This is a genomic window from Pseudomonas sp. FG86 (genome assembly GCF_057808775.1).
Map to the genome: position 1 here is coordinate 1 of NZ_JBMDIS010000114.1, position 16,422 is coordinate 16,422.

General features: G+C 60.1%; 18 protein-coding genes and 1 pseudogene. 12 read left to right on the top strand and 7 right to left on the bottom strand.

The genetic code is table 11. The features are described 5' to 3' along the window. Nucleotides 1-82 precede the first annotated feature (82 nt). Nucleotides 83-463 carry a lysozyme inhibitor LprI family protein gene (locus ACODSV_RS33205; RefSeq protein ID WP_024077380.1) on the bottom strand — a complete coding sequence of 127 codons (381 nt, stop codon included), beginning with the start codon at nt 461-463 and terminating at the stop codon, nt 83-85. A 192-nt stretch (nt 464-655) separates the two neighbouring features. On the opposite strand from ACODSV_RS33205, the gene ACODSV_RS33210 reads away from it, so the two are divergent. The 4 genes from ACODSV_RS33210 to ACODSV_RS33225 are packed head-to-tail and all read left to right on the top strand — an operon-like array spanning nt 656 to nt 4,795. Further along, the gene (locus ACODSV_RS33210; protein ID WP_069076983.1) at nt 656-2,059 is read left to right on the top strand and encodes a GntT/GntP/DsdX family permease; all 1,404 of its coding nucleotides are present in this window, start codon (nt 656-658) and stop codon (nt 2,057-2,059) included. A gap of 12 nt (nt 2,060-2,071) precedes the next feature. Continuing rightward, entirely contained in the window at nt 2,072-2,932 is an 861-nt protein-coding gene (locus ACODSV_RS33215) for a MurR/RpiR family transcriptional regulator (RefSeq protein ID WP_150054709.1), read from the top strand. 1 nt (nt 2,933) lies between these two features. Beyond that, on the top strand, nt 2,934-4,397 hold the full coding sequence (locus tag ACODSV_RS33220; protein WP_150054708.1) for an N-acyl-D-amino-acid deacylase family protein: 1,464 nt from the start codon (nt 2,934-2,936) through the stop codon (nt 4,395-4,397). A 29-nt stretch (nt 4,398-4,426) separates the two neighbouring features. Continuing rightward, entirely contained in the window at nt 4,427-4,795 is a 369-nt protein-coding gene (locus ACODSV_RS33225) for a glyoxalase superfamily protein (protein WP_041161023.1), read from the top strand. Between the two features lie 638 nt (nt 4,796-5,433). On the opposite strand, the gene ACODSV_RS33230 is transcribed toward ACODSV_RS33225, so the two are convergent. Then, nucleotides 5,434-6,297, bottom strand: coding sequence for a methyl-accepting chemotaxis protein (locus ACODSV_RS33230; RefSeq protein WP_411741557.1), 864 nt, complete (start codon nt 6,295-6,297; stop codon nt 5,434-5,436). After that, nucleotides 6,289-7,353: pseudogene (locus tag ACODSV_RS33235) on the bottom strand (methyl-accepting chemotaxis protein); the annotation flags it as partial. The pseudogene ACODSV_RS33235 and the gene ACODSV_RS33230, both read right to left, overlap by 9 nt. Nucleotides 7,354-7,617: 264 nt before the next feature. Between ACODSV_RS33235 and bamJ the strand changes: the two are divergent. After that, on the top strand, nt 7,618-8,235 hold the full coding sequence (bamJ, locus tag ACODSV_RS33240) for a BamJ family beta-barrel-assembly machinery protein (RefSeq protein ID WP_003176055.1): 618 nt from the start codon (nt 7,618-7,620) through the stop codon (nt 8,233-8,235). A gap of 135 nt (nt 8,236-8,370) precedes the next feature. On the opposite strand, the gene ACODSV_RS33245 is transcribed toward bamJ, so the two are convergent. From ACODSV_RS33245 to ACODSV_RS33255, 3 genes are all read right to left on the bottom strand, one after another. Further along, the gene (locus ACODSV_RS33245; RefSeq protein ID WP_024077374.1) at nt 8,371-8,628 is read right to left on the bottom strand and encodes a PA4570 family protein; all 258 of its coding nucleotides are present in this window, start codon (nt 8,626-8,628) and stop codon (nt 8,371-8,373) included. Nucleotides 8,629-8,787: 159 nt separating this feature from the next. Next, nucleotides 8,788-9,129, bottom strand: a complete 342-nt coding sequence (locus ACODSV_RS33250; protein ID WP_024077373.1) for a zinc ribbon domain-containing protein YjdM — start codon at nt 9,127-9,129, stop codon at nt 8,788-8,790. A 145-nt stretch (nt 9,130-9,274) separates the two neighbouring features. Continuing rightward, complete coding sequence (locus ACODSV_RS33255; RefSeq protein ID WP_024077372.1) at nt 9,275-10,243, bottom strand: polyprenyl synthetase family protein; 969 nt, start codon at nt 10,241-10,243, stop codon at nt 9,275-9,277. Nucleotides 10,244-10,482: 239 nt separating this feature from the next. Here ACODSV_RS33255 and rplU point away from each other — a divergent pair, with 239 nt between their 5' ends. The 7 genes from rplU (at nt 10,483) to ACODSV_RS33290 (ending at nt 16,079) form a co-directional block, all read left to right on the top strand. Continuing rightward, entirely contained in the window at nt 10,483-10,797 is a 315-nt protein-coding gene (rplU, locus tag ACODSV_RS33260; RefSeq protein WP_017847748.1) for a 50S ribosomal protein L21, read from the top strand. A 34-nt stretch (nt 10,798-10,831) separates the two neighbouring features. Continuing rightward, nucleotides 10,832-11,107 carry a 50S ribosomal protein L27 gene (gene rpmA, locus ACODSV_RS33265; RefSeq protein ID WP_024077370.1) on the top strand — a complete coding sequence of 92 codons (276 nt, stop codon included), beginning with the start codon at nt 10,832-10,834 and terminating at the stop codon, nt 11,105-11,107. 193 nt (nt 11,108-11,300) lie between these two features. After that, on the top strand, nt 11,301-12,524 hold the full coding sequence (gene cgtA / locus ACODSV_RS33270) for an Obg family GTPase CgtA (RefSeq protein ID WP_024077369.1): 1,224 nt from the start codon (nt 11,301-11,303) through the stop codon (nt 12,522-12,524). A gap of 127 nt (nt 12,525-12,651) precedes the next feature. Continuing rightward, entirely contained in the window at nt 12,652-13,770 is a 1,119-nt protein-coding gene (gene proB, locus ACODSV_RS33275; protein ID WP_041161022.1) for a glutamate 5-kinase, read from the top strand. 16 nt (nt 13,771-13,786) lie between these two features. Continuing rightward, nucleotides 13,787-14,251: a CreA family protein gene (locus ACODSV_RS33280; RefSeq protein ID WP_015885841.1), complete on the top strand. Its 465-nt coding sequence runs from the start codon at nt 13,787-13,789 to the stop codon at nt 14,249-14,251. 101 nt (nt 14,252-14,352) lie between these two features. Beyond that, complete coding sequence (locus ACODSV_RS33285; protein WP_150055338.1) at nt 14,353-14,835, top strand: glutathione peroxidase; 483 nt, start codon at nt 14,353-14,355, stop codon at nt 14,833-14,835. Nucleotides 14,836-14,975: 140 nt separating this feature from the next. Beyond that, entirely contained in the window at nt 14,976-16,079 is a 1,104-nt protein-coding gene (locus ACODSV_RS33290) for an NADH:flavin oxidoreductase (RefSeq protein ID WP_024077366.1), read from the top strand. Nucleotides 16,080-16,241: 162 nt separating this feature from the next. Here the strand turns inward: ACODSV_RS33290 and ACODSV_RS33295 are convergent. Then, a partial coding sequence (locus tag ACODSV_RS33295) for a hypothetical protein (RefSeq protein WP_489047272.1) occupies nt 16,242-16,422 on the bottom strand: 181 nt, incomplete at its 5' end.

Consider the following 16,422-nt stretch of genomic DNA (forward strand, 5'->3'; position numbering starts at 1 on the left):
CGATAACGCGTGTTTCCTGAATCAACGCGGCGCCTGTGAGTTTTTCGCGAGCAAGCTCGCTCCTACAGAGGTCGGGTGTGTATTACGGCCCGACCAGGTCTTCCAATTCCTGGGCGCGGGTCTGGGTCATGTCCAGCACACAGCCGGAGCCATTGACCTGGTCAATGGTGCCGCCAGTGGCGCTGCCCGCAAAGGCGCAATTGGCGTCGCGGTATTTGATCCACAGGCGCTGCACGTCCTGCAATTGTTGCTTACGCGCGCCTTCCTGGGCGGCGAGGGCGGTCTTGTAGGCGCGGTTCAGGCGCTCATCCTGCACCTTGGCTTCCTTGGCGTTGCAATTGACCATGTCTGCGGTCGTATTGGCGCTGTCCATGCATTTCTTCAGTGCGGCGTTGTCGGCGGCTGAAGCGCTGCCGCACAGGGCGAGAAGCACGGCGCTGGCGGCGAGTGAGGTGCGAATCATGGTCGGTTCCTGGGCATGAGTGAGTGCGCATTCTATGACTCGATGGCGCTCGGTGAGTTTCCGGCGTTGTCTGATCTTCATGTAAGAACACCCCCCGAATTTTCATGCACTGGCGCTGGGCATGTCCCAATGCGACGGCGCTTATCCCTGCGCGAAAATTACTTTCATAAAAATTGAAAGTCAGCCCTGGTAATGATTTATGAGTTTCACAACCTATTCGACGTGACCCTTTCCGAGGAGTACCGCATGGCCGCATCACCGGGCTTCGGGCTATTGGCATACGCTGCCATAGCCATCATTGCTTTGATCGTGCTGATAGCACGCTACCGACTCAACCCGTTTATCGTCATCACCCTGGTGTCCATCGGCTTGGCACTGATGGCCGGGATGCCGGCGGATACCATCATGGGGTCCTACGAAGCGGGCGTCGGCAAGACCCTGGGGCATATCGCCCTGGTGGTGGCGCTGGGCACCATGCTCGGCAAGATGATGGCCGAGTCCGGCGGTGCCGAGCAGGTGGCGCGTACGCTGATCAACCGGTTCGGCGAGCGCAATGCGCACTGGGCGATGGTGTGCATTGCCTTCCTGGTGGGGCTGCCCTTGTTTTTCGAGGTCGGTTTTGTGTTGCTGGTGCCGATCGCCTTTACCGTGGCGCGGCGCGTCGGGGTGTCGATCCTGATGGTCGGCTTGCCCATGGTGGCCGGCTTGTCGGTGGTGCATGCGCTGGTGCCGCCGCACCCGGCGGCGATGATGGCGGTGCTGGCGTATAACGCATCGGTCGGGCAGACCGTGCTCTATGCGATCCTGATCGGTATCCCGACGGCGATCATCGCCGGCCCGCTGTACGCCAGGTTCATCGTGCCGCGCATCCACTTACCGGCGGAAAACCCGTTGGAACGCCAGTTTATCGACCGTGAGCCGCGCACTCGCTTGCCGAGCTTCGCCCTGACCATGGGCACCATCCTGTTGCCGGTGGTGCTGATGATGATCGGCGGCTGGGCCAACCTGCTGTCCACGCCGGGCACTGCGTTCAACCAGTTCCTGTTGTTTATCGGCAACTCGGTGATCGCCCTGTTGGTGGCGACCCTGGTGAGTTTCTGGACCCTGGGCCTGGCGCAGGGCTTCAACCGCGAGTCGATTCTCAAGTTCACCAATGAATGCCTGGCGCCGACCGCCAGCATCACCTTGCTGGTGGGCGCCGGTGGTGGTTTGAACCGCATCCTGGTGGATGCCGGCGTCACCCATGAGATCCTCGGCCTGGCCAATGCCTTTAACTTGTCGCCGCTGGTGATGGGCTGGTTGTTCGCCGCGCTGATGCGGGTTGCCACGGGCTCGGCCACGGTGGCCATGACCACGGCGTCGGGTGTGGTGGCGCCGGTCGCCCTGGGCCTGGGTTATCCACACCCGGAATTGCTGGTGCTGGCCACCGGTGCTGGCTCGGTGATCTTTTCCCACGTCAACGACGGCGGCTTCTGGCTGATCAAGGAATACTTCAATATGACGGTAATCCAGACCTTCAAGACCTGGACCGTGCTGGAGACCCTGATTTCAGTGGTCGCCTTCGGTCTGACGTACGGCCTGTCCTGTATTTTGTAACCCGGAGCCCCCATGGACATCCTCTACCAGATCCGCGCCCGCCAGGCCTCCTTCAGCGCCGGCGAAGGCCGTATCGCCAAGCTGATGCTGGATGACGTGGGCTTCGCTGCATCGGCCAGCCTGGAAGCGTTGTCCCAACGGGCCGAGGTCAGCACCGCGACCCTGTCACGGTTTGCCCGCAGTGTCGGCTGTCGGGACTTGCGCGACCTGCGCCTGCAATTGGCCCAGGCCAGCGGTGTCGGCAGCCGCTTCCTGGACCCGGCGGGCTTGCCGGAACAGTCGGCGTTTCACCGCCAGATCCTCGGCGATATCGAGGCGACGTTGCGCCAGCACTTGTCGGGGTTCAATCAAGCCAGCTTTGTCGATGCGGTCAACCTGCTGGGCAAGGTGCGGATGATCCACGCGTTCGGCATGGGCGGCCCCTCAAGCCTGTGCAGCGAGGAGTTGCAGGTACGGTTGGTACGCCTGGGGTATCCGATTGCCGCGTGCCATGACCCGGTGATGATGCGCGTCACGGCGGCAACATTGGGGGCCGAACATGCGCTGATCGTCTGTTCGCTCACTGGCCTGACCCCCGAATTGCTCGACGTGGTGACGCTGGCGCGCAGCTACGACGCGCGCATCATCGCCATCACCCTGGCGGATTCACCGTTGGCGCAGTTGGCCGATGTGTTGCTGCCGCTGCAACCGGCCGAAACCAGCTTCATCTACAAACCCACGGCGGCGCGCTACGGCATGCTGCTGGCCATCGACCTGCTCGCCACCGAGCTGGCACTGGCCATGCCGGACGACAACCAGGAGCGCCTGCGCCGCATCAAGCTGGCCCTGGACGATTACCGCGGCGGCCCTGACAGCCTGCCGCTTGGAGACTGATATGAAGTACGACACGCTGATTCGCCAGGCGTTGATCATCGATGGCAGCAACACCCCTGGCTACGTTGCGGATGTGGGGATGCGCGACGGGCGTATTGCGGCGATTGGCGATTTGTCAGCGGCCCATGGCGAGCATGAATTCGATGCCGCCGGCCGCGTATTGGCACCGGGCTTTATTGACGTACACACTCACGATGACACGGTGGTGATCCGTCATCCGCAGATGTTGCCCAAGCTGAGCCAGGGGGTGACCACGGTGATCGTCGGTAACTGTGGGATCAGTGCTTCTCCGGTCTGTTTGCGCGGTGATCCGCCGGACCCGATGAACCTGCTGGGGCAGCGCGAGGCGTTCGCCTATCCGCGTTTCAGCGATTACCGCCGCGCAGTGGAAAACGCCCATCCGGCGGTCAACGTGGCAGCGCTGATCGGTCATACGGCACTGCGCAGCAACCACATGGATGATCTGTATCGTACCGCCACTGCCGGTGAAATCGCCGCGATGCGTGTGCAGTTGAAGGACAGTCTCGACGCCGGTGCACTGGGGTTATCCACCGGCCTGGCCTATGCCAGTGCGTTCAATGCCGAGACCGATGAAGTGCTGCAACTGAGTGAAGAACTGACGGCCTACGGTGCGGTATACACCACCCATCTGCGCAGCGAGTTCGAACCGGTGCTGGAGGCGATGGACGAGGCTTTTCTGATCGGCCGGCATGCACGGATACCGGTGATTATTTCCCACCTCAAATGTGCAGGAGCCGGGAACTGGGGACGTAGTCCACAGCTGTTGGCAGCGTTGGAGTCGGCGGCGAAAACCCACCCGGTGGCGTGTGATTGTTATCCCTATGCGGCGAGTTCATCGACCCTGGATCTCAAGCAGGTGACCGATGCGTTCCGTATCACGATTACCTGGTCGACGCCGCACCCTGGCATGGGCGGGCGTGACTTGCAGGACATTGCGGGTGAGTGGGGCGTCTCGCTGATGGACGCGGCGCGGCGCCTGCAACCGGCCGGCGCGGTGTATTACGGCATGGATGAGGCGGATGTGCGGCGGATCCTGGCGCACCCGTTGTCGATGGTCGGCTCGGATGGTTTGCCTGAAGATCCGTTCCCGCATCCGCGTTTGTGGGGCGCATTCCCACGGGTGTTGGGACATTTCAGCCGCGATGTCGGCTTGTTCCCGCTGCACACGGCGGTACATAAAATGACCGGGTTGTCGGCGGCGCGATTTGGCTTGTCCGAACGGGGTGAAATACGTGAAGGGCATTGGGCCGACCTGGTGTTGTTCGACCCGCTGCGCATACGCGATGTGGCGGACTTCAAGCAACCGCAACGCGCCGCCGAGGGCATTGACGGTGTGTGGGTCAATGGCGTGTTGAGCTACCGCGAGGGGCAGGCGAATGGTCAGCGACCGGGCCGCTTTTTGGCGCGCAGCGGGGATTTGCGGGGTGGGTTTTCGACTCTATAGTGGGCGCTCTTATACACGGAGCGGTTGCCATGCACTTAGGAAAAGTCATTCCCATCCTGCGGATTTTCGATGAGGCCAAGGCGTTAGGATTCTATGTCGATTTCCTCGGGTTCAAGGTCGACTGGCAGCATCGCTTCGAGGCGAATTTTCCGTTGTACCTGCAGGTGTCATTGGGCGAGTGTGTGCTGCATTTGTCCGAGCATCATGGCGATGCTTCGCCGGGCGCGGCGGTGCGGATTCAGGCGCAAGGGGTGGACGCGTACCAGCAGCAGTTGGTGGGCAAGGGCTACCGGTATGCCAAGCCTGGGGTGGAGCAAACGCCTTGGGGCTCGCGGGAGATGAGCATCAAGGATCCGTTTGGGAATCGGCTGGTGTTTGTTGAGGAAGGCGAGGGCTGAGAGGCAAATCGCAGGTAATAAAAAACCGCCTTGGTAGGCGGTTTTTTTTTGCAATCCCAGTTAGTGGCTGGGGTTGCATTCTTACAGGAAGCGCTGACCCGCCCAAGGATACTAATGCCGGTTATCGTATCGCGCAAGGCTTGGCGAGGGTCATTACTTTTTATCTGTCGACTTTATTTCTGTTGAGAGTCGATGGCAAAAATTTGCAATATTTCAGTTGATCTTTCCAGCAGGTTTATCGTCACCTGTCACGCCTTTGATCCAGATGTTGATTAGTATCACCCCCGTTCCAAGTATGTCGTTTTGTAGGTGGCTGGGTATGCGCGCGGAATTATGGACCGAACGCCACGGGCTAGTAATCCGTGCCGGATTCATGCGGGAGGAACCAAAGCCCGACCGCCTCACAGGAAGCGTTGACCCGCATCCAAAGGCTCACGTGTTCCGGTAAGTGTGCTGGAGGTAAGGCCCAACTCACGGAGGGCCGAGTATGTCTAGGTTTGCACGACGTACATGGAACCTCGTAGTGAATGCCATACGTGTTTATCACGTATGGACATTCCTGCGGGACAGCTTCGATGACCTGTAAGGTCTGAGAAGTGGAGCCGCTTCGGTTAATACCGAAGCGGCTTTTTGGTTTCTTACACCCGGAAGTGGCTGACCATCTGCTGCAACTGGCTACCCAGGCGCGCCAGTTCCACACTCGACTTGGCCGTTTCTTCGCTGGCGGTGGCGGTCTGTTCCGACACATCACGCACATTGACGATACTGCGGCTGATCTCTTCGGCCACGGCGCTTTGCTGTTCGGCGGCGGCGGCGATCTGCTGGTTCATCGACTGGATGTTCGACACCGTCCGGGTGATGTTCTCCAGCGACACACCGGCCTTGCGGGTCAGTTCGACGCTGCTGTCGGTGAGGCTGCGGCTGTTGTTCATCACGTTGGCCACTTGCTGGGTGCCGTTCTGCAAACCGGCCACCAGGCCTTCGATTTCCTCGGTGGATTTCTGTGTGCGCTGGGCCAGGCCACGTACTTCGTCGGCGACCACGGCAAACCCGCGACCGGCTTCACCGGCACGCGCCGCTTCAATCGCCGCGTTGAGGGCCAGCAGGTTGGTTTGCTCGGCCACGGCCTTGATCACGTCCATCACGCTGCCGATTTTGTTGCTCTCTTGTTGCAGGTGCGCCATGGCGTCGGTGGAGCGCGCCACTTCGGCGGCCAGGCGTTCGATCTGGGTGATGGCCTCGGCCACCACTTTGTCGCCTGCGCGGGCCTGGCCATCGGCATCGGCTGCGGCCAGGGAGGCTTGTTCGGCGTTGCGTGCAACTTCCTGCACGGTGGCGGTCATTTCGTGCATCGCCGTGGCGACCTGATCGGTCTCGATCTTCTGGCTGTTCACACCGGCACTGGTCTGCTCGGTGACGGCCGATAACTCTTCGGCGGCGCTGGCGATCTGGGTTACGCCGTCGCGAATGCCGCTGATCAGCTCACGCAGGGTCGTGCCCATGCGCTGGATGCCTTGTTGCAATACGCCCAGTTCATCGCGGCGGGTGACCTGGATATTGTGGCTCAGGTCGCCGGAAGCAATGCGTTCCACCACGGCCAGGGTTTCCTGGATCGGGCGGGTGATCTGGCGGGTGATAACCAGGGCGGCGATGATGCCCACCAGCAGGGCGAGCAAGGTGCTGATCAATTGCAGGCTGCGGGCCTGGGCGCTTTCAGCGTCACGACGATCCAGCTGGATGTCGTAGAGCTTGTCGCTGATGGTGACGATATCGGCACCTTGGGTGGTCATTTCAGCGCGTGCCGAGACGATATTGGCATTGGCTGCCTTGTAGTTCTGCACGGCGCTGCGATAGGCACCGAGGGCGCTTTCCAGTGCGCTGAGCGCACTCTGTTGGCTGGTACCGAACGCTGCGCCAAGGCCCTTGAGGCCGCTGATGGCTTTTTCGATTTGTGCCGCTGCGCGGGCTTCGGTATCGGCGTTGACGTTACCGGTATAGCCGCGCACTTCGTAGCGGGCCAACTGGAACTCTTGCTTGGCATGGGTCACGGCCTGGAACTGAGTGAAACGTTCCGGGCTTTCGGGCATCTGTTGCACGTTGGTGTCCAGTGCGTCGATCTGTGCGTTAGCTATATCGGCCTTATCGCCCATTACCTGGCGTGCGGCGTTGCCGTTGCGGTAGGCCTCGCGCATCTTGTTCAGGGACTGCTGATATGCCGTGATGATAGCCTTTTGCTCATTGAGCAGCTTGACGTTCTCCGGGCTCTTGAAGCTGTCCAGGAGCTTTTGCTGCTGGGCGGCGAACGCGTCCAGGCTGGTCTGTACGTTTTGTGCAACGGCTTCATCGCCGTTGGCCAGCATGTATTGCAGGCGCACGATGCGTAGCTTGGTCAGGGAGGCGTTGAGCTGAGTGATATCGCTCATCCAGTTGCTACGGTCGATCAGGCTGCCCAGGCTGGTCCAGCCGGTCAGCGCCAGGATCGAGGTGAGGACAAGCACCAGGCCGAAGCCCAGGCCCAGTTTGAGGTTGACGCTGATGTTACCGAACCAGCTGTTCATCTAATGCTCCGCAAAGTTGATGTCTGTCTGCTGGACGGTGTTGTTGTTTGAGCCAGCCAAGGTGTTCAGGCCATATCGGCGGGGGGGCGGGAAACTGAAACGATTAATTTGCAAACCGACGCGTGGAGCCCGGTATAACCGAGCGCCGGTGCCAGGCAGGCATGACGGCGGCTCTCATCCCGCACTCATTTTCTGTGCTAGTCTGCTGGCCCTTTTAGTTCTGGGTAGTACGGGAAACCAGCTGCCCTACAGCGGAGCCTCTTCATGTCCGAAGTTAATCTGTCCACCGACGAAACCCGCGTCAGCTACGGCATCGGCCGTCAGTTGGGCGACCAACTGCGCGACAACCCACCACCCGGTGTAAGCCTTGACGCGATCCTGGCGGGCCTGACCGACGCGTTCGCCGGCAAACCGAGCCGTGTTGACCAAGAGCAAATGGCCGCCAGCTTCAAGGTCATCCGCGAAATCATGCAAGCCGAAGCCGCTGCCAAGGCTGAAGCCGCTGCTGGCGCTGGCCTGGCTTTCCTGGCTGAAAACGCCAAGCGTGATGGCATCACCACTCTGGCTTCCGGCCTGCAATTTGAAGTACTGACTGCCGGTGATGGCGCCAAGCCGACCCGTGAAGACCAGGTGCGTACGCACTACCACGGCACCCTGATCGATGGCACTGTGTTCGACAGCTCCTACGAGCGTGGCCAGCCAGCAGAATTCCCGGTTGGCGGCGTGATTGCCGGTTGGACCGAAGCGCTGCAACTGATGAATGCCGGCAGCAAATGGCGCCTGTACGTGCCGAGCGAGCTGGCTTACGGCGCTCAAGGCGTTGGTAGCATCCCGCCGCACAGCGTTCTGGTATTCGACGTCGAGCTGCTCGACGTTCTGTAAGACCTGCTTTTGATTACCTGTAGGAGCCAGCGTGCTCGCCAAACACGTCAACGATGACGCGGGCATCTTGGATGAACGCGTTGCTTGTGCGTTCTTCGCGAGCACGCTCGCTCCTACAGGATTTTGCAGGGTTGCTCATGGATGAAACTTGCCATTGAGCTCTGTCGTCGGGCGCAATGCCCGGGCGTAGCAGAATAGAAACAGGTTACGCACCACTTCCTTCAGTACACCGGGTTCACTGGAACTCAGGCCATTCACGTCCAGGTCGCCTTGGTCCTGCAGTTCGTTCAACGCTTCCTCCTCCAGCACGGCACAGACTTCTCCGGTTTCCCGATGAAGGATTCGCAGGTAAGGGTGGGGACGGTCCAGCCAGGCATCTATCAAATAAGTCATGGTCGTTCTCCTTGATGGGTTTCAATGAGAATAATTCTTATTCGTGGAATAGCAAGTGCCTATTGGCGGTTTGTGGATTTTTCTGTGTGGGTATTGCGTTCGATCAACGCGGAGGGCGAAACGCCATCCCGCGGCGGGCGCGGGATGGAGGCAACAGGATCAGACTTTGCGAACGAACTCGGACTTGAGTTTCATCGGGCCGATACCGTCGATCTTGCAGTCGATATCGTGGTCGCCGTCGCACAGGCGAATATTCTTGACCTTGGTGCCGACCTTGACCACCAGGGAGGTGCCCTTGACCTTGAGGTCCTTGATCACGGTGATGGTGTCGCCGTCCTGCAGGACGTTGCCCACAGAGTCTTTCTTCACGGTTTCATCGCCGGCCGCTTCGGCCTCGCCTGTGGCGGACCACTCATGGGCGCATTCCGGGCAGATCAGTTGTGCGCCGTCTTCGTAGGTGTATTCGGAATTGCATTTCGGGCAGGGTGGCAACGTGCTCACTAAAGCTCCTTAAAGGTCAGGATGGCTAAAAGTCGCACATTATATAGGGAATTGCAGCGAGGCAGGGCGCGCTCTTGGATGGGGAGTACAAACTAAGTGTGGGAGGGAGCAAGCCCCCTCCCACATTGGCCCGAGTCTGCAGGTGTCAGTGCGTGCGCGCGACCGCAAACTCACTCAGCTCCACCAGGGCGTCCCGGTATTCGCTGGCTGGAAGGGCTTCCAGGCACTTGATCGCACGGGCCACGTAGTCGCGTGCCAGTTGTGCGGTGTATTCCAGCGAGCCCGAGGCTTCCACGGCGGCGCGGATGCTTTCCAGGTCTTCGATCCCGCCTTTCTGGATCGCCTTGCGCACCAGGGCCGCCTGTTCCGGCGTACCTTCGCGCATGGTGTAGATCAGCGGCAAGGTCGGTTTGCCCTCGGCCAGGTCGTCACCGACGTTCTTGCCCAGGGTTTCGGCGTCACCACGGTAGTCGAGCAAGTCGTCCACCAGTTGGAACGCCACGCCCAGGTGGTCGCCAAAGGTACGCAGGGCTTCGGCCTGTTCGGCAGTCGCTTCGCACAGGGCTGCGGCGCTGTGGGTCGAGGCTTCGAAGAGCATCGCGGTCTTGCCGCGAATCACTTCCATGTAGGTTTCTTCGGTGGTGCTGGCGTCGCGAACCTTCGACAGCTGCAGCACTTCGCCTTCGGCGATGATGCGCGTGGCCTGTGAAAGAATCTTCATCACCGGCATCGAGCCCAGTTCGACCATCATTTCGAATGAGCGCGAGTACAGGAAGTCGCCGACCAGCACGCTGGGCGCATTGCCCCACATGGCATTGGCAGTTTCACGGCCACGGCGCATGCCGGACATGTCGACCACGTCGTCATGCAGCAGGGTGGCGGTGTGCAGGAATTCGATGGTGGCGGCCAGCAGGCGCAGGTCATCGCCTTCGCGGCCCAGGGCCTTGCCACACAGCAACACTAATAAAGGACGCAGGCGCTTGCCGCCCGCCGACGTAATATAGTCGCCAATTTTGGAGACCAGCGGCACTTTAGAAGTCAGCTGCTGCTTGATGATGCCGTCGACGGCGCTAAAATCGTCCGCGACCGCGCGGTAGAAAGCTTGGGGTTGCATCAGCGACAGTCGCTCCAGAAGGGTTGCGCGGCATGCTAGGACCCTGACCCCCGAGTGTCAAGGCGCGATAGACGGCCACTTGCAAGGCGTCAAAGGCTTGCGTACAATCGCGCACCCTGAACTTCCTGGGCAGCACCTGCCTTACGCAATTGCATTCGGGACGTCCATCCCATGCAGCCATGCCAGCCAATACCTCTTCTTATAAAGCGCTGGGTGAGCAGGATTATCGGAGAAATACCATGTCGTACGCAGTAATTGTTACTGGTGGCAAGCAATACAAGGTCGCCCCAGGTGAATACCTGAAGATCGAAAAACTGGAACTCGCTACCGGCGACTCCGTTACCTTTGATCGCGTTCTGTTGGTCGCCAATGGCGATGACGTGAACATCGGCGCTCCAGTTGTTGCTGGCGCTACCGTTGTGGCTGAAGTGATCTCCCAAGGTCGTCACGATAAAGTCCGCATCATCAAGTTCCGTCGTCGTAAGCACCACATGAAGCGTATGGGCCACCGCCAGTGGTACACCGAGATCAAAATCACCGGTATTCAGGCTTAATTTCAGCCTAATTCCTCACTAGGAGAATTGACTCATGGCACACAAAAAAGCTGGTGGTAGTACCCGTAACGGTCGCGACTCAGAAGCCAAACGCCTTGGCGTGAAGATGTATGGCGGCCAGGTAATCATCCCGGGCAACATCATCGTGCGTCAGCGCGGCACCCAATTCCACGCCGGTTACGGTGTTGGCATGGGTAAAGATCACACTCTCTTCGCTAAAGTCGAAGGCGTGATCAAGTTCGAAGTAAAAGGCGCCTTCGGTCGTCGTTACGTGAGCATTGTCCCGAAGACTGACGTCGTCGCGGCATAATTACGTAGTTGCTGGAAAAGCCCTGTCTCGCGACGGGGCTTTTTCGTTTGTGGGGTGAGTCTCTTGCAAAGCTGTTTGTAATGGGCTCAAGCGCTGGATTTGCGGTCGTTGATTGAGGTCGCTGCGCTCATTTTTGCAAGAGTCTTATGTCTTGGTTTCTTAAGCTCGTCCGTGCGGCGAGAGGCGTTTTGTTATGAAGTTCGTTGATGAAGTTTCCATCCGAGTAAAAGCAGGCGACGGCGGTAACGGTTGCATGAGTTTCCGTCGCGAAAAATTCATCGAAAACGGTGGCCCCAACGGCGGTGACGGCGGTGACGGCGGTTCCATCTACATGATGGCCGACGAAAACCTCAACACCCTGGTGGACTACCGTTACACCCGGCACTTCGATGCCGAGCGTGGCTCCAACGGCGGCAGCACCGATTGCACCGGTAAAAAAGGCGAAGACCTGGTACTGCGCGTACCGGTCGGCACCACGATCATCGACTCCGCCACCCAGGAAGTTATTGGGGACCTGACCAAGGCCGGCCAGAAGCTGATGGTTGTGCAGGGCGGCTGGCACGGTCTGGGTAACACCCGATTCAAGTCCAGTACCAACCGTGCGCCACGCCAGACCACGCCGGGCAAGCCGGGCGAACAGCGTGACCTCAAGCTGGAAATGAAAGTCCTCGCCGACGTGGGCCTGCTGGGCCTGCCAAACGCCGGCAAAAGTACCTTCATCCGCTCGGTCTCTGCCGCCAAGCCGAAAGTCGCCGACTACCCGTTCACCACCTTGGTGCCGAACCTGGGTGTGGTCAGTGTCGATCGTTGGAAAAGCTTCGTGATCGCTGACATCCCCGGCCTGATCGAAGGTGCTTCCGATGGTGCTGGTCTGGGTATTCGCTTCCTCAAGCATTTGTCGCGTACCCGTTTGCTGCTGCACCTCGTCGACATGGCGCCGCTGGATGACACCAGTGCACCGGACGCCGCCGAAGTGATTGTCAGCGAGCTGACCAAGTTCAGCCCGTCCCTGGCTGAGCGGGATCGCTGGCTGGTGCTGAACAAATGCGACCAGATCCTCGAAGAAGAGCACGAGGAGCGCGTCAAGGAAATCGTCGATCGCCTGGAATGGACAGGTCCGGTCTACGTGATCTCGGCCATCGCCAAAGAAGGCACCGAGCGCCTGACCCGCGACATCATGCGCTACCTGGAAGACCGCGCCGACCGCCTGGCGGCCGACCCGGTGTTCAAGGCCGAACTCGCCGAGCTCGACCAGCGCATCGAAGACGAAGCCCGTGCCCAGCTGCAGGCTCTGGATGACCAGCGTGCCCTGCGTCGCAGCGGCGTGAAGTCGGTCCATGACATCGGCGACGATGATTGGGACGAGGAAGACGTGGATGATGAAGACGGTCCGGAAATCATTTACGTGCGCGACTGATCCGTTGCGATAAACTTGAACGCCGCTCCCAGGAGCGGCGTTTTGGTATCTGGGTATACCTGTAGTCACTAATAACGTTATGGGCGGCGCTGGGTCGCGTGCAGCCCTCTATCTAAGGTTGAAGATGATGCGGAGCAAAGTGACAGGTGCGCAGCGCTGGGTCGTAAAGATCGGAAGTGCGCTGTTGACGGCGGATGGCAAGGGGCTCGATCGCGCAGCCATGAGCGTCTGGGTCGAGCAGATGGTGGCCTTGCATGAGGCGGGTGTCGAGTTGGTACTGGTCTCGTCCGGGGCGGTTGCCGCCGGAATGAGCCGCCTCGGCTGGACCGCGCGACCCAGCGCGATGCACGAACTGCAAGCCGCCGCCGCTATCGGCCAGATGGGCCTGGTGCAAGCCTGGGAGTCCAGTTTTGCCGAGCACGGTCGCCATACGGCGCAGATCCTGCTGACCCACGACGACCTGTCAGACCGCAAGCGTTACCTCAACGCCCGCAGTACCTTGCGCGCCCTGGTGGAGCTCAAGGTCATCCCGGTGATCAACGAGAACGACACGGTGGTCACCGACGAAATCCGTTTCGGCGACAACGACACCCTGGCTGCCCTGGTGGCCAACCTGGTGGAAGCCGACTTGCTGGTCATCCTTACCGACCGCGACGGCATGTTCGACGCCGACCCCCGCAACAACCCTGATGCCCAACTGATCTACGAAGCCCGCGCCGATGACCCGGCGCTGGACGCCGTGGCTGGCAGCGTTGGCGGCGCCCTGGGGCGTGGTGGCATGCAGACCAAGCTGCGCGCCGCGCGCCTGGCTGCACGTTCCGGCGCCCATACCATCATCGTCGGTGGGCGCCTGGAACGTGTGCTGGATCGCCTCAAGGCCGGTGAACGCATCGGCACGCTGTTGTCGCCCGAGCGTGGCATGCTGGCGGCGCGCAAGCAGTGGCTGGCCGGGCATCTGCAAACCCGTGGCACCCTGGTGCTGGATGATGGCGCCGTATCGGCACTGTCCCAAGGCAACAAGAGCCTGTTGCCTGTGGGCGTCAAATTGGTGCAGGGCAGCTTCCGCCGCGGCGAGATGGTGGTGTGCGTGGCGTCGGACGGACGCGAAATCGCCCGTGGCCTGGCCAATTACAGTGCCCTGGAAGCGCAGAAAATCATTGGGCAGTCGTCTGATGCGATTGTCGGTCTATTGGGTTACATGGCGGAACCGGAACTGGTGCACCGCGACAACCTGATCCTGGTTTAAACGAAAGGAATACACGATGCGCGTGATGAAGGGATTGCTCGGCCTGCTGTTGGCCATGCCATTGCTGGCCTCGGCCGAAGAGATTGGCCAGGTTTCGACGGTGTTCAAATTTGTCGGCCCCAACGACCGGATCGTGGTCGAAGCGTTCGATGACCCCAAGGTCGACGGTGTGACCTGCTACCTGTCGCGCGCCAAGACCGGCGGCGTGAAAGGCGGGCTGGGCTTGGCCGAAGACCGTGCCGAGGCATCGATCGCCTGCCGTCAGGTCGGGCCGATCCGCTTCAAGGGTGAACTCAAGGATGGCGACGAAGTATTCAAGGAACGTACCTCGCTGGTGTTCAAGACCATGCAGGTGGTGCGTTTCCTCGACAAGAAGCGCAATACCCTGGTGTACCTGGTCTACAGCGACCGCCTGATCGAAGGCAGCCCACAGAACGCAGTCACCGCGATACCGATTTTGCCGTGGCCGACCGCTCAGTAGTTCGCAGGCGAGTTTTGTAATCGGCGTCTATGATTGCAGACTTGCGGGTTGTAATCTCGAACAGCCGCAATGCTAAGAACATGGGATATCTGGAGTTCGTCATGAGTGCTTTCCACGATCTGAAACTCAAAGCTTTGGACGGACAAGAGCTGGCGCTGGCGCCCTTCAAGGGGCAAGTTGTGCTGGTGGTCAACGTGGCTTCCAAATGTGGCTTGACCCCGCAATATGCGGCGTTGGAAAACCTCTACCAGCAATACAAGAGCCAGGGTTTTACCGTGCTTGGCCTGCCGTGCAACCAGTTTGCAAGCCAGGAACCGGGCACCGAAGAGGAAATCCGCGAGTTCTGCGACCTGAACTACGGCGTGACCTTCCCCCTGGGCAGCAAACTCGATGTAAACGGCCCTGAGCGTCATCAGTTGTACCGTTTGCTGGCGGGCGAGGGGGCCGAGTTTCCAGGGGATATCACTTGGAACTTCGAGAAATTCCTATTGGGCAAGGATGGTCGGGTGCTTGCGCGCTTTTCGCCGCGTACCGCGCCGGAAGATCCGACGGTCGTCCAGGCCATCGAAAAAGCCCTGGCTTGAACAGCACGCTCGCCACAGGTTGGTGACAACCGGCGGGCTTCTACTTTTATCCCTTAATCACCCAGATCAATAGTGCTACTCAGCACTTCGCACTCCTCATATTATCCGCATCATAAACCCCGTCTCCGTGGAGTGCTCCCATGCCTGTCCAAGCCTTGTTCAAACCGTTCCAGCTCGGTGCACTGCAGCTGTCGACCCGTGTGGTCATGGCGCCGATGACCCGTTCTTTTTCCCCAGGTGGCGTGCCTAACGCCAAGGTCATCGAGTACTACCGCCGCCGTGCCGCCGCAGGCGTGGGCTTGATCATCACCGAAGGCACCGTGGTCGGTCACCTGGCCTCCAACGGCTACCCGAATGTTCCGCATTTCTATGGCGAAGCGGCGCTGGCCGGCTGGAAGAAGGTGGTCGACGCCGTGCACGCCGAAGGCGGCAAGATCGTCCCGCAGTTGTGGCATGTGGGCAGCGTGCGCCGTATCGGTACTGAGCCTGATGCCAGCGTGCCGGCGTATGGCCCGATGGAAAAACTCAAGGATGGCAACGTGGTCGTTCACGGCATGACCACCCAAGACATCAAAGACGTGATCAACGCCTTCGCCCAGGCGGCCAAGGATGCCCAACGCATCGGCATGGACGGCGTGGAAATCCACGGTGCCCACGGCTATCTGGTCGACCAGTTCTTTTGGGAAGGCAGCAACCAGCGTACCGACGAATACGGTGGCAGCCTGGCCAACCGCTCGCGCTTTGCCATCGAGCTGATTCAGGCAACCCGCGCCGCAGTTGGCCCGGACTTTCCGATCATCTTCCGTTTCTCCCAGTGGAAACAGCAGGACTACAGCGCACGTCTGGTGCAAACTCCCGAGGCGCTGGGCGAATTTCTCAAGCCGTTGTCTGACGCCGGCGTGGACATATTCCACTGCTCCACGCGTCGTTTCTGGGAGCCTGAATTTGAAGGTTCCGACCTCAACCTCGCCGGCTGGACTCGCCAGCTCACCGGTAAACCGACCATCACGGTCGGCAGTGTCGGTCTGGATGGCGAGTTCCTGCAATTTATGGTCAACACCGACAAGGTTGCGCAACCGGCCAGTCTAGAAAAACTGCTGGAGCGTTTGAACAATGATGAGTTCGATCTGGTCGCCGTGGGCCGCGCCTTGCTGGTGGACCCGGATTGGGCAGTGAAGGTGCGCGAAGGCCGCGAGGGCGACATCCTGCCGTTCAGTCGTGAGGCGTTGATGAGCCTGGTGTAAAAGGCTGGGCGCCCGCTGATTGCCAGCGGGCGCTGTTGAAGTGGTGTGTCAGCGACATGCCTGACTATCTCGGCGCTTGGCCATGATCGGTGTTCTGTCGGTCGATGGCTGATCGACGGGAGGCTGGACAGTTGAACGTCCGGCCTCCCGTATCTTCAAGGCCTATTGTTTTGTTTTTGGCCAATACCAATTAAACGTAATAGCCATCATGCGTTGGTTCGGAATAGGTCGATTGATATTGCGTGGCGGCGTGTGGTTGCTGGTTTTGAGCTGTATCGCCATGCAGGGGCGGGCGGTTGCTGCTGTTGTGCGGCGGGCGTTGCCAGTCGTCTTGCGCAGGTTG